Annotated in this window: 11 protein-coding genes and 2 pseudogenes; 10 read left to right on the top strand and 3 right to left on the bottom strand. The window is 39.0% G+C overall.

Annotated features, from left to right (window positions below; translation table 11 throughout):
- On the top strand, positions 1-136 hold a 136-nt coding region (locus ACTRWE_RS17950; RefSeq protein WP_462880428.1), incomplete at its 5' end, for a transposase domain-containing protein.
- Positions 137-775: 639 nt separating this feature from the next.
- Here the strand turns inward: ACTRWE_RS17950 and ACTRWE_RS17945 are convergent.
- Positions 776-1819, bottom strand: a complete 1044-nt coding sequence (locus tag ACTRWE_RS17945; RefSeq protein ID WP_462880427.1) for an IS110 family RNA-guided transposase — start codon at positions 1817-1819, stop codon at positions 776-778.
- A gap of 189 nt (positions 1820-2008) precedes the next feature.
- Here ACTRWE_RS17945 and ACTRWE_RS17940 point away from each other — a divergent pair, with 189 nt between their 5' ends.
- From ACTRWE_RS17940 to ACTRWE_RS17900, 9 genes and pseudogenes are all read left to right on the top strand, one after another.
- On the top strand, positions 2009-2521 hold the full coding sequence (locus ACTRWE_RS17940; protein WP_462880426.1) for a hypothetical protein: 513 nt from the start codon (positions 2009-2011) through the stop codon (positions 2519-2521).
- On the top strand, positions 2521-3399 hold the full coding sequence (locus ACTRWE_RS17935; RefSeq protein ID WP_462880425.1) for a Kiwa anti-phage protein KwaB-like domain-containing protein: 879 nt from the start codon (positions 2521-2523) through the stop codon (positions 3397-3399). Before ACTRWE_RS17940 ends, ACTRWE_RS17935 begins: the two co-directional genes overlap by 1 nt.
- 83 nt (positions 3400-3482) lie before the next feature.
- Positions 3483-4674, top strand: a pseudogene (locus ACTRWE_RS17930) (IS3 family transposase).
- A 618-nt stretch (positions 4675-5292) separates the two neighbouring features.
- Complete coding sequence (locus tag ACTRWE_RS17925) at positions 5293-5634, top strand: DUF4258 domain-containing protein (RefSeq protein ID WP_008109362.1); 342 nt, start codon at positions 5293-5295, stop codon at positions 5632-5634.
- A 9-nt stretch (positions 5635-5643) separates the two neighbouring features.
- On the top strand, positions 5644-6087 hold the full coding sequence (locus tag ACTRWE_RS17920; protein WP_033102712.1) for a helix-turn-helix domain-containing protein: 444 nt from the start codon (positions 5644-5646) through the stop codon (positions 6085-6087).
- 436 nt (positions 6088-6523) lie between these two features.
- The gene (locus ACTRWE_RS17915; protein WP_240452981.1) at positions 6524-7489 is read left to right on the top strand and encodes a tyrosine-type recombinase/integrase; all 966 of its coding nucleotides are present in this window, start codon (positions 6524-6526) and stop codon (positions 7487-7489) included.
- A 7-nt stretch (positions 7490-7496) separates the two neighbouring features.
- Positions 7497-9149 (top strand): phage integrase SAM-like domain-containing protein, encoded by a 1653-nt coding sequence (locus tag ACTRWE_RS17910; protein ID WP_024592039.1) that lies wholly within the window; start codon positions 7497-7499, stop codon positions 9147-9149.
- Positions 9146-10951 (top strand): site-specific integrase, encoded by a 1806-nt coding sequence (locus ACTRWE_RS17905; protein ID WP_024592038.1) that lies wholly within the window; start codon positions 9146-9148, stop codon positions 10949-10951. The genes ACTRWE_RS17910 and ACTRWE_RS17905 overlap by 4 nt, the downstream gene beginning before the upstream one ends.
- On the top strand, positions 10944-11348 hold the full coding sequence (locus tag ACTRWE_RS17900; RefSeq protein ID WP_024592037.1) for a hypothetical protein: 405 nt from the start codon (positions 10944-10946) through the stop codon (positions 11346-11348). The genes ACTRWE_RS17905 and ACTRWE_RS17900 overlap by 8 nt, the downstream gene beginning before the upstream one ends.
- 142 nt (positions 11349-11490) lie before the next feature.
- Here the strand turns inward: ACTRWE_RS17900 and ACTRWE_RS17895 are convergent.
- Both ACTRWE_RS17895 and ACTRWE_RS17890 read right to left on the bottom strand, forming a co-directional pair.
- Positions 11491-12057, bottom strand: a pseudogene (locus ACTRWE_RS17895) (sigma factor-like helix-turn-helix DNA-binding protein); the annotation flags it as partial.
- A 521-nt stretch (positions 12058-12578) separates the two neighbouring features.
- Positions 12579-13106, bottom strand: coding sequence for a hypothetical protein (locus ACTRWE_RS17890; protein WP_290192215.1), 528 nt, complete (start codon positions 13104-13106; stop codon positions 12579-12581).
- Positions 13107-13834: the final 728 nt, after the last annotated feature.

Below are 13834 nucleotides of genomic sequence, written 5' to 3'. Positions count from 1 at the left end.
CTGCCGTGCCAATGACATCAATCCTTATTACTACTTTGTGCATTTATTTAAAACGTTGCCGAATCGAGATGAGGGTGATGATGATTTTACCGACCTAATGCCGTGGAATGTGCAGCTAGACTTCGATTATAGCTAAGCGCACTGCTTAAATGCGCGCTTACGAAATTACAGTAATAGATTTAAATAAATGTATTGCTTGTTACGTTGTTTTATTTTGTTTTACTTATAAAAATTTAACTACATTCGAGACCATAATTAAAGCCTTTAAAAAATAGCTCTAACACATATGAGCCTTAACTCTGTCAATAGGCATTAGTGTTCTTTTTGACCGTTTTTATAAATTGACGGTCAATTCTAAACCAATAAACAAATTCGTTTACTTCGTCTGTCGATACGGCTGTTAAGCAAGTAGCTTACGGCAAACACATCTAGGGTGCGTTACGCAGTAATCTCTTATTGCGATCTCATCGCAGCCAGGTTTTTCCCATATCCTTTTGGGGTTGCTGGGGCACTAGACATTCATCGGTTAACCTCATCATGGCACTATTCAAGGCGGCTGGTTTCATCATTATGATCCAGTTAGTTTCAGGCTCAAGTCAGGTGTAAGCGACTTTGTTTATTGTATTAATGCACGCGTACTGAGCGTCTAATCAAGACAAGTGGCTTAGGTCTGTAGGCATATAATCAGGTTAAACCTTGTTGGTTATTAATTCACCCAATTGATTGATGCTCAGCCTTATATCCAGTTAGATGTTCAGCTCACTCAGTACCGTGACTAACTCTTTAAGAATTTTGCTTCATCGAATACCGTCTCTTTTTTAAGCATATAATAAACACAGCGACCAAGCTTATGCGCAAGCGCTGACAGTGCTTTGGCTTTGCTCATTCGTTTTTGTAGTTTTTCGAGGTATTTGTTGGCGTTATGATTGTGACGCAGCAGCAATACAGCGGCTTCGAAGAACGCCCATTTTAGATGTGCATTGCCAATTTTGTTACCTTGGGTGCCATAGGTTTTGCCGGCAGACTCTGCTTTACATTTGACTAACCGACTATATGAAGCGAACTTTTGTACGCTTGAAAAGCGATTGATGTCACCAATTTCATAAATAATGGTAAGTGCGAGAATGCGGCCTATACCACTAATTGTTTGCAAGATATTAAGGTGGACAGGGTTGTGTTGCTTGGCCATTTGTTCAATATAATGCTCTAAAGGCTTAAGCTCATTGTGATAGCAATCGAGTATGGCCATATTTAAATTAATAGATCGTTGCACAACGGGGTCAGGGAAGTAATAGCGCATCTTTTCTCTGTCGCAGACGTTCTTTAAATTCACGTTGTGGGCAGATAAATTGTACTGGCTGGCGGTATTGGCGACATGGGCTTTTAAATCAGCCCCGTGGCGAACAATTTTAGTTCTTCGGCGTAATAAGTCGCGCGTAGCACGCATATCTTTGTCATACACATAAGCAAGTGGGAAGTTTCCCCCTCGGATGAGTTTGGCAATTTTATATGAATCTATTTTATCGTTTTTGGCTTTACCGCCATGAATCGCCTTCATATATAACGCATGACCGAGAATAAAGTCGATAGTGTGTTCTTTACAAAAGTCAGCGACCCAATACCAGCAATGCATGCATTCTACGCCAACCACAATGTCACCGGTATACGGTTTAAGTAGTTTTAGTAGTGCTTCTGGGTCATCTTTAATTTTCTTGTGAACAAGGATAAGTCCTGTATTATCAATGATACAGACGTAAAGTAATCGCGCGTGTAAATCGATTCCACAATAATATGGATGCATGTTATTGTAAAAGTTCATTGAGCTTTCTCCTGTAAGGTTGGTTGCCTTTTCAGCGTAGCGAATAATCGCGATGCTGGGGAGGAGGCTCAATGAGTATCAAGTTGCTTAAACGGACAAAAAACAGCTGGCTTTTGCTCGTTCCTCGCTAATTTTAGCCAGCTATTTTATTGCCGCTTAGCAAAGCGTTAGCTGCCTATAAGGATGTTTATGCGTAACTGGATGAAAACTCTTTTATTTGTATCTGCTTTTTCACCAACATTATTAGCTCTAGCTTTTGTTAGGTACAATATTCACGGGTTCGATACAGCAGTTGTACAACTTATTGTAATTTCAATTCTGGGGACTGCGATACCTTTGCTTATATTAGCTATGGTTGAAAAATCAACTGAAGTATTGAAATTTGAAGCGAAGAAAATAGAATCAACAGATATATTTCTTTTGGCTTTTGTTGCTAGTTATACAGCTCCGATTATCATGAGAGCTGTAGAGCTAAATTTTACAATAATCTCAGCAATTACATTTATTTTATTTATTGTCTTTTGGGTAATGACATCAATCCCATCACATCCGATTCTATATTTATTTAAGTATCGATTTTATAAAATAGAATCTGAGAGCGGTGTAGTATATACGTTGCTTACAACAAGAGAGCTAAAAAGCCCCAAACAAATACAATCAGTGAAGTCAATTTCACACAGCATGCTTATGGAGAAGTTATAATGTTATTAAGTTTATTTGCTCTAACAAATGATCCAGCAAAAAGAATTGTGAGATTTAAGCTCACAGAAGAAGTTCAAACGGAATTATCAAACTTAATAATAGATCAAAGTGAAACTTTTGATGCTGCTATAGAGCAGTCAATTGAATTTGACGGTAAATATAAACCAGACCAAGGTGAAGCACTTTATATTAAAAATTATGATGATATTGATAATTTAGAAGAGACGATTAGAAATCCTTTAGGTGTTGAGGAAGTTGAACCTTGTAATAACTTTTTCACATCGATTAAGGCTTTATTTACTGGATATGAAACTGAAGATAATTCAATAAAAGTATTAATTCAGTACTTTGATAAACGCAAAATTATTTCCACTAATGGTTTATCGATATTTCATTCAGGAGATGTGTACAAAAAAATTGAAGGCATTGGTATTTCAATTGATACTAAGCTTTCAGCAACGTATCAAAATGGAGTGCTAAAATTCTTTAGTTTTCATTTGCTTCGCCAAATATTCGACTTAAGTGAATATTATAAAGAAGCAACTGATGTTGATATTACTGACTTTGCAGCAATGGAAATGGTAAAAGCTGAAGACCCGAACCAACTTGTCAATATGGCCGATAGCTGGATTAGAAGAAAGATCTCATTGGTACAGCAAAGCGAAATTTTGAATAACGTTCCTTTAAATCAAATGAAAGCTGTTGCGCTAAAATTTAGTATTCCATTTGAGACTATTACCGATGAGGGCATTGAAATGATTAAATTACCTACTGAAAAAGCTGAATTGAAAAAACTTTTACGTTTTTTAGATGAGGATTATTATCGCTCTCCGCTTTCAAATACCAATTTTGTTACTAATTCAAAACGTGAGGTGTAGTAGGCAGCTAACAAGGCATTAAAGTCGGATTTGCTCCTCACCCGTTTTAGTGGACACCTCCTCATTACTTTGAGGAGGCTAAAATGCCTAGATATACCCAACCTAGAAAGACATGGTTTTACCCAGTTAATTTTAAAATCAAAGCAGTCGAACTAAGCTTACGAGACGATGTCATGTCAAAGGACGTTGCCGAGGCGCTAGATATTCATCCGTTAATGCTGAGTCGTTGGCGAAAAGAGTATCGAGAAGGTAAGTTTAAAAACGTACCGCGCTATCAAAGCAACAATGAAACAATGAGTAAATTCCCAACAAAAAAAGAGCTGGATAACATTCAAAAGCTTAAGAAAGAAAATGAGCGTCTTAATCAGGAGAATGACCTGCTAAAAAAGTGGCAACGGTATCTGGCGGAAGTACATCAGAACGATTTGGATTCATCCAAAATTCGGACAAGCCTTAGGTGTAAAATACTTGTGTTCTTGGCTTAATGTTTCGCGTAGTGGGTTTTATGCTTGGCGTGACAGAACAGTGTCAGCTAGAGCGCTGTCAGATGCTAATATGTTGTTGAAGATAAAGCACGTTTTCAATGTAAATCATCAAACCTATGGTAGCCCACGCGTATTTCATGCGCTAAAAAAAGAAGGTATAAACACAAGCCAAAAACGTGTTGCCCGCTTAATGCGAGAAAACGGTTTAAGAGCCAGAGCCCTTAAGACTTACAGCAAACCGGCGAAGGTGAAGTTCTTTTATAAAGAGATAGAAAACAAACGCAAAGATAGTGAAAAGGCCACGGGGATCAATCAGCAATGGTCTGGCGATATTACGTATTTAAAAGTCGGCGCTCGTTGGCATTACCTTGCTGTGGTTATCGACTTATATTCACGTCGAGTAATCGGCTGGGCGTTTGGTAAAAACAAAACAACAGACCTTACGTTAAAGGCGCTAAGGCTTGCGATAAAGAAACGACAGCCAACAGAGAGTGTATTATTTCACACTGACCGAGGCGCAGAATACCGTGCTCACGTTGTACAAAAGTATTTGGCTAGCAAAAACATCAAAGCCAGTATGAATAGGCCTGGGTGCTGTACTGACAACGCAGAAGTCGAGTCGTTCTTTCATTCGCTTAAAGCAGATTTAATTCGAGGAAATAAATTTGAGAGCAGCGGTAAACTATTATCAAAATTAAAGGTTTACCTAAATTATTTTTACAATAGACTGAGATTGCATTCGAGTTTAGGATATAAATCACCTGCCGAGTTTGAATTGGCAGTTAATTGAAACGTGGACGGTGTCCACTTTATCGGGTGAAGATCATTCGTAACAGCTTGCTCGGCTCCACTTCGTTCCACATTTTAGCAAGCTATTACTCACCGCTTAATGCGGCGTTAGCCCATAGAAATTAACTTAATACAGCCGACGTCTAAAACGTTTTTGTCCAAAAGTGAGTTTCAATCTTTGTTGTCACAATTTATCTTTGGGTAGGCACGTTGATTGAATCTAAGTTTTGACCTTTATTGTCGTACATACCTTCTATTGACACGAAAGGAACAGACTGGGAAGGCTAAAAAGTTTCAAACATTATTGTTATGCATACTTAAAAGTGTAACATCTCCTTTAATGGTTAATATCTGCGGTTGTAAGGGTGAACTGAACTAAAGCATAGTTCTTATAGAGGTAGTACTTTCTGTGCTGATTGGAATCTAACAGAGGCGATGTTGCCAAACTCATTTCTGCCCCAAGACGAGTTAGGAAAGAAACTCATTCTTCTGCTGAAGGTGGTAGTGGGTTGTTTTTTGCTTACGGCGATAGTAAGTTCGTTTAGAGTTTTTTCAAGTAATAGTTGACAATACGTTGCCTTCCTATCAAAATGATAGGTATCAGATTGATAGGTGGTTCATGGTTGAAAATAATCCACAAGGCGTTAAAGAATTTCCTCTTACAGAGGGAACAGCCAGAAAAATAATGAATGATCTGGCAGAGAACTATACCCACAGGATTCGATGGAGCAAGCATGTTAAACAACGCATGCATGAACGAGGGGTTACTACAGCACAAATTATTACTCTACTTAAGAGTAAACATTCGGTGTTCAGAGAGGGTCCATACCCTGAGGCCTCTGGAGATTGGAAATTTAACTTGAAAGGTTTAGCAGCGGGCAAAGTTATTGAGTTGACTGTTGCACTTAAGAATCATCATGACAGTCCTATGTCAGTTCTAGTAACTGTATGGATAGATTAAGAGGTTGATATGTACCATTATACTGAAAGCGGTTTATCAAACGTGTATCTAAAAAATGGTGTTACCGTTGAAGAAATCGATGGTGAAGAATATACAAGTATTGATGATATGAACGGACTTCATAGCGCAATAGCACAGGCTGTTGTAGACAGCAACAGACCTCTTGCGTATGAGGAATTTAAATTTTTACGTATTGAAATGAATGTTTCTCAAAAAATGCTTGCGACACGTTTTGGTGTGGATGAACAGACAATTGCACGTTATGAGAAAGGTCAAACAAAAATTCCACGTACTACAGATGCGGCTTTAAGAGCTTTGTATATGGAAAGCCAAGAGAAAAATAATCCCGTAAGTTATTTTCTTGATTTACTGTCGGATACTGAAGCTGAGGAAGCTGCAAAAGTAATTCGCCTAGAAGAAATCGAAAACCATTGGGAAGAAGTAGAAAGCTAAGCCTTAAACCACTCAGCCAAAAAGCCGACATTAAGTCGGCTTTTTGGCTTCTATTCATCTTAAAGCAATGCTAGATAATTTGTGGTTCGTATTTCGTACTAATTTATATGAAGACACGATAATACGATCATCATCGTCATTATTAGTAACTCGTTTTTGTCCAGAAACGTGTTACATACCAATGTCCACATAAAAAATCGTTTATTTTTGTAGCAAAGCATAATGCGTACAATTATACTGTGTTAATATACAGTGAATTAGGGCGATTATGCTTTGCATTAAATCCACATCTGACTTTGAAATTGAAAGTGTGAAGTACCCTAACTTTCCCCTCTTAACGTGGGAAGTTGATAATTCAGATCTAGGGATTGAATCAGGAATGCTTTGTGTAGAGGCGTTGCAGTTCTTGGTATATGAGTGCTTAAAACGAGGTCGAGTGAATAGTGAGAACACTTGGTGGACGTATGGCAATCACCTAGCTCAATTCCTGACATTCTGTGAGCAGAACAGTTTGGATTGGCGAGACATTTCAGAAAGCAGTGAAGATGAAATGTTAGTCAGTGCTTATCGTGACCTTTGTGTTGGTGAGTTTGGCATGTCGGTAAATTCAACCAATCAGCATTTAAGAACGATAGTGCGTTTCTATTCTTATGGCGTCGGTAAGTGGTTTAAGTCATTACCTTACTCTCTAGAATCCGTTTCAGTGAATAAAGGCCAGCAGTTTTTAGCTCATACAGAAAGAAATGGTGGTAAGAAATACAGCTCTGATTTGATGATGAAAACCTTTGAGAAAAAAGCTCAATTTTTATCGGTAATTGAAGTGCGAGATCTTTTATCTGCGATTGAAAATTCAACCTTAAAGCTGATGGTTCGCTTATGTCTACAGACAGGAATTAGACGAAAAGAACTGTTGCTGTTTCCCTTGAATATAATAAGAAAGCCTACTGGAAACAGAGCTTACTATGAGGTCAATATTTCACGAACCAAAGGTGAGAAAGAGCGCAAAATACACATCCCGACACGATTGATGGAGGACTTGTGGCGTTATGTCAATGAGGCTCGTTTTCAGAAGCAACAAGAGTCGGAAGTGGAGTCAAATTGCTTGTTTTTAACGCCTGATGGTCAAGGGTGGGCTTCTCAAGGTTCTGCTTTTGGTAAGGCTCTCAAGTCGCTTAAATTACCCTTTCACGTATCACCGCATATGTTAAGGCATACTTATGCAACGCACATGCTGAAAGGAATGTTAGAGCATAAAAGCAGTAAATTTGAACCGTTGATGTACCTACAAGCTCGGCTTGGACATTCAAGTATCACAACCACGATGAAATATTTACATTTGGTTAATGATTTGGTCGATGACTTGTCGATTGAGTATCAACAACAGATTGATGCGATTGTGTAGGTGAAATATGGCGAGACAAAGAAAAAAACTGTCTATTAACAAAGACAAGCTAAAGAAAACATCGGCAGTAGAGTCAACAACTGACACTGCTCAAAATCGAGAAATAGTCCGACCAATCAACCCTGTAGTGAATTACCCGAATATCGGTTCAAAAGGTGGCAATGGTTCTAACGTCAATTTTACTCGTTTCTATGGCAAAGGTTATGACGACATTACAAATCGAGTGTACTACACCGCAAAAGCTCTGCTGAAAAATACCGATGCTCTTAGCGAGGAAACTCAAAAAGGTTATTTTAAAAATGGTTTTTTCCATTTCGCTGAATACCTTACATTATTTAGGTATTCAGCGGGTGAGGACTTAACACAAGATGACATTACGCCAGAGTTGATCGAGCAATATTTACTGCACCTTAGAGGTTGTGAGTTAGGGTATAACACCCTAAAAGGTTACTACACTCATCTCAAGTCAATGCTGATACACATGAGGGACAAGGGCTATTGGTCAGTCATTGATGACATAAACCTAAACAGTGATTTCTTTCCTAAGAGCCCATTTCCAAATTCAAGTAAACGTGCAAAGGGCGAGAAACCACTGACTCCCCATGAAAAAAGGCAGGTGGTGGTTGCGCTAAAACAAGCAATTAAGCCGATTTATCAAAAGACCGAACCACTAACAGGTTATCAGTTAACACTGTGTTTGTTAGCTGTGGCGATTCAGACAGGCATCAACACATCTCCGCTTCTCAATATGACTACCGACTCATTGACCGACCACCCACTTAAAGATTGCCGCAAGCTCTTAACCGTATTCAAAAAAAGAGGCAACTCCACGCAATTGCACAATTTACGAAAATCACAGGAACTTGAAGTAGTGCAAGGAATAAAGCTTGATGTGGCTTATCTTATTGAGGCTATCATTGAGCGTAATAGCCAAGTGAGAAAGTCTATCGATTCCGACTTGTTATTTGTCTATGAGTCTAGAATTGCCCACATAGGTGCCGAGAGAGGTACGGCCTCCTCTCTAGCAGAAAGGCTGCTTAGATATAACATCAAAAAATTCATCAAAGAGTACGACTTAAGAGATGAAGATGGTCGAACGATGAAACTTAATGTAAGCCGTTTTCGCAAGACGTTCATCAATGGTATTTATGAGCTGAGTGGTGAGAGTTTGTTAATTGCTGCGCGGCAAGCCAAACACAGTGGGACAGGAACGCTTGACCACTACCTGCAAGCTCCCGAGCAATCAAAGCGCAACTTGGGCTTAATGGGTGAGATACGAGTTAAAGAGCTAACGTGCGCAGAGCCAAGCGTCCCTGTAGGGCATTGTAAAGACCCTAAGAATGGCGATAAAGCACCGAAAAATGGCTCGTTCTGTAATGACTTTTTAGGCTGCTTCCGCTGTAAAAGCTTCGTTATTACAGGTGATGATTTGTATAAACTCTTTAGTTTTTATTGGGCGATTATTCGAAGCCGTGACGAGTTTGGTCGTAAAGACTGGAAGCGTCATTTAAAAAATGTTCTAAGAATCGTAGATGAAGAAGTTGTCCCTGAATTTGCTAAGCTTGGCCAGCTACAGCGTGTAGAGACTGAAAAAGAACGGGCAAGATCTAATCCACATCCGTACTGGCAAAACCTTGATATGTTGAAGGTGACGCAATGAGTTCAATTGAGTTAATACTCACACAAGCTGAGTTTGCAATTCAGCAATGTCCAAAGCCAAGCACCAGTGCGCTTGAGCAAGTCATTGATGGCTCTCTAACGGGTATCGTGACCTACATTAAACTCGCCAATGGTGAATACCAAACGCTATCTCGATTTGAGGAAGATGTATGGGTGTTTCCTGCTAGTAAAGGTACGAAAGCAACTATAGCAAGTGCATTAAACCTTACTTTTTCTACGATTGATGATACTCAAATGAAGCGCATGGCAAAGTGGGTAATCTGGAGCAAATTCAAAAAGGGGTTAGCTCTTAATACTCTTGTGAAAACATTGGACAAGTTGAAAAGTTATTTTCAGTGGGTTTTAAGTTCAGATACTACAGTTACACATGGGCTGACAGCTTTTACCTCAAATGCCTACGTTAGGCATGTAAATACCCTGCACTCAAAACGAAAAGGCGAGACTAAACCACTGACAGCAGTCACCAAGGTGGATAGATTCCGCATTCTAGAAGACCTTTATTACCACTGCAAAGAGTTTGATTTTGTCAAAGAGCATCCTTGGCCTCAATCAACCGCTAATGAGCAAGCAGGGTATGTTGGTGAAGCGTATCGGGAAGCCATTACCAAAGGTAAGACCCCCATTATTCCAAATAAAGTGCTAATTCCGCTGTGCCAGTTTACTAAATCATACCTAGATAAAGCTGATGAAATTCTGAAATCGTCAAAAAAGAGAGAAACATTGCTACTGCGAGATAGCTGTATCTTCTGGCTGTTACTCACAACGGGTATGCGTATCCATGAAATATTAGGCATTAAGCGTGATGCGTATCGCTCTGAAACGAAAGGTGACACCACTTACTACCACATCGAAACTGTCTCTGAGAAAACACATACAGGGTTAGCTGAGTGGATTGCGCCAAGGATAGCCACGGAAGCGATTGATATTCTTGGCCGTTTGAGCGCTCCACTTCAAGATCAACTTGAGTGTGATTTACTAAAAGCGAAAGCAAGCAACGATCATGTGGAAGCACATCGACTTGAGGAAATATCAAACCACATCTGCCTATCGAAAAACCGGGGAAAAGGAAACGCAATTTACCTATTGTCAGGGGTGGCAATGACTAACGCTAGGTTGCCAAACTTATGTGAACAGATAGGGAGTAATTGGAACCTATCAGCGCACCAATTCAGACGTACCTTTGCTAATTATGCGGTTCACTCTGAATTAGGTGACTTGAGAGCATTAAAAGATCACTTTAAACATTGGTCAATTACCATGACCACTTTGTATGCCTTTAATGATGCTTTGGATGCTGAATTGTTTGAAGAAATGCTTCGAGAGAAATATCTGGTTGAAGAAGAAATTAAGCAAGATTGGTTTGAACTAGACACGCCTATCACTGGTGGCGACATAGCTCAAAACATCATGAAGGTCCGTGAGGATAAAGAGTTAATTAAATCTTTTGGCTCTCTTAGTGCTATGGCAAAGGCATACTCTAGCTCCATACCAATTCGCTCAACAGGTATTGGGTGGTGCACCAATGATGATGAGTGTAAGTGTGGTAAGCCTGATAGCTGTGAAAGCGGCATTGTAGATAAGCGACACCTGCCTTATTGGGAGGGAATGCTAGTGCAGCAAATGAAACTGATGCAATTGGATGATATTGGTGAAGCTGGTAGAGCGGCGGTAAAAAAAGGCATGGAACGCTGTGAAAAGGTTCTAGTGGCATTGGGTATTGATGTTGAAGCTATGAAGCAAGAGATTAACGAGAGAAAGGATATCGAGGTGATAAATGTCTAACCAGAAAGAAAAAGCGACACATAAAGCGGTTCGACTTGCCATTGTTCGAATCGAAAAAGGTCGTCCAAATACTGTTTCTCATAAACGTAAAATGAGTGTCGCTGCCGTTGCCGAAGAAGCAGGTGTAAGTCGAGCATTGATTCACCGTGATTGCCCTGAACTATTAGAGCGTATTAAAGGCGGTGTAAACAAAGACATTCGACAGCAACGTGATGCCAAACAAACTGAACTTAATAAATACAAAGACCGCAATCGAGAGTTGCGGTCTGAGGTGGCAGAATTGAAAGCTATGCTCGCTAAAGTTCAATCACAAAATGCTACGTTAATACGAAAAAACATGGCTCTGAGCAATGCTCGTGCGGACAATAACAATGTAACGCAACTAATATACAGCTAATTGCCTGAATTTAATGGTAATAATTTCAAATTAAGGTTACTTTTGAGATAGTTAAAAACATCCAAAAGTGTAACCTTAAACAAAGTTATATAAAACATAAGGTTAGCTACAGTTACATGTAACGAACTATTTATAATTATTGCCTTCCGACAGTTGCTTCAACATAGGTATAATTTGATGCACCTAGCACAGCAACGAATATCTGAGCAGTGCGCTTTTCTTGTGTCGTCGGACAAGTAATGGTAATTGTGGGGCCACAATAATCCACAAACAGCTTTTCACCCCCTTTATGCTGCTGACGCATTGAGAGTCGCTGGGTACCTAACCATTGTTTATAAGCTCGGCAGAAGTGACTGTAGCTGTAATAAGGCTCACCCACTTTTTCAAGTAACTCATCAAATCCGAGCTGTAATGTTAGGTGTTTATGTTGTTTTAAGTCTTTATTGATATTTAACCAGTCAGGCGTAGGGTGTCTTTTTTTACGCGTTGAGAAGCGCTTGAGTTTGGTGTTGAAAAATGTATTTTGCTGTTTATCCTCTGGTATTGGCCATTGATTTAAGCCTAACTCATTGGCCTTTTTAAGGTAATTAGCCACAGTACCAGATGAAATATTTAAACTTCTGGCAATCTCTCGATGGGATAATTGTGCTGAGTACTTCAGCCGTAAAATGGAATGTAATTTACTCATAGATATAGGTCTTGTTGTCATTGTTGTTATCCTCATCAAACGATTCAGATAACGGTTTAACACACCTACAAAAATGATAAAACGTGAACTCGGTTACGAGTGGTATTAAGCTTTGATCGGCAAAATCATTAAGAGCATAAATGTGATCATTTACAAGTGATTTTAGTGATCAAAGCTGGAGAGAATATGCAGCTACCTTGGAATGTTAATCAAGGCTAGATGCATTTGCTCAGACGCTTATGTAATACCAGCACACTTATGAAGTTGGGCAGCATGTGTTCGGCATCGTTTTTCTTTCGGTATAAACCGCAAAGGCCAATGACCTTGTGGTGCATGATTATATTTCTACTTGCTAACAGCACCGAGCTGAGCAGACTAATAACCTAGCGCCACTGTTACCCTGGAACATTAAGAAAGACTGAATGTTGCTGATTAGAGGCTTCGTGCAAGATGCGCACAGCGATGAGAAGCATAAAAAAGTAAGTAACATAAAGGAAAAAAAGCTAGGTTTCATTAACAACAATGTACCCGTAAAGTACAAGCTATAAGTTATTTCTAATTTTTGATCCTACTCTTCGTCCATGAATCCAGCTTTTAGGGTTAAAGTAGCTTCCCGTTTTTTCCACTACCAATAGACCGATAACAGGAGTTAGGAATGTTAAAATTAATAGCGCTTCCGAGCGGTTGCGTGTTCGTTGTGCACCTTTCCCATCTGGGTTCAATAGCTTTATCAGATTAAGAATCCATATAATAGCTAAGGGAGTTTTAGTGATCATAGCCAATAAAAACTTCCCTACATTTCTATCGTTATCTAAATACGTATTTTTCATCACAATAGTAAAAAGCCAAAGAGATACAGCACCGCCAATAACTAAACTAAATTTTTCACTCCCACCCATCCATGTGATGATGAGAGTAATAAAATAAAATGAGGCGGGCACTGCAAACGTAAGTCCCAAATCATCGTAATCTCTAAAAACGATTATACTTCTATTTTCACCACACCCTTTGATAACACCCATTAAGATAACAACTAATAAAGCTGCAAGTAGTATGTTGTAAAAGTCCATTAAAGTTCCTTATCCTTTTTAATTATTGAAAATCACACAAAAATAAAGGAGCGAGCCAAACCAAAAAACCTTGTTTTATGTCACTGCCCCAAAAAACGAAAGAATTATAACTGCATTTAGATCTTTCACTACATTTATGTGAAAAAAACTAGTATTTTCAATGTATAAACTTTTTGTAAAGAAAAGTTAGCAATGACCCTAACCTATCTTATTTCTGATACTGAGCACTATTGGAGTTTTTAAAATTGAATGATCAAATTTAGCTTGGACTGAATACATATAATCACCTGCGTGCAAACTTACGACTAATTAGGAGCTAAAAGTCTTCATTTTGCTAAACCGTCAACCGTTGACGGTTTACAATAAATACCGCCACAGCCTTTTAAAACTCTGCGATAAACGTATCAACAAAGTGTTTAAATTTATCCGGTATTACTGGCAGTATTTTTCTGTGTTGTAAAAGGCTGGGTTTAGTTTCTAGTACATCAAGCAAAGTCATCCCTTAATGGCATTTCGTCACTTAGCTCATAACGTGTTACTAGCTTTTCTAAGCGTTCTTGGTTTAGCTTTTACTCGTGGGCAAAATTCTTAAGTTCTAGACGCTTTTCTTTTTCCCAATAAAGCTCAAACTCTTCATCAACGTCAGCACTGGTAGGGATGCCTTGTAAGTGCTCGTCCATAAACTTATCTATAAGTGCTTTTTTTACTTAATAAGATTGGGTCTGTGG

Source organism: Pseudoalteromonas sp. G5_S1_54_S4 (assembly GCF_054968565.1).
This window is presented reverse-complemented; position numbering and strand designations above follow the sequence as displayed.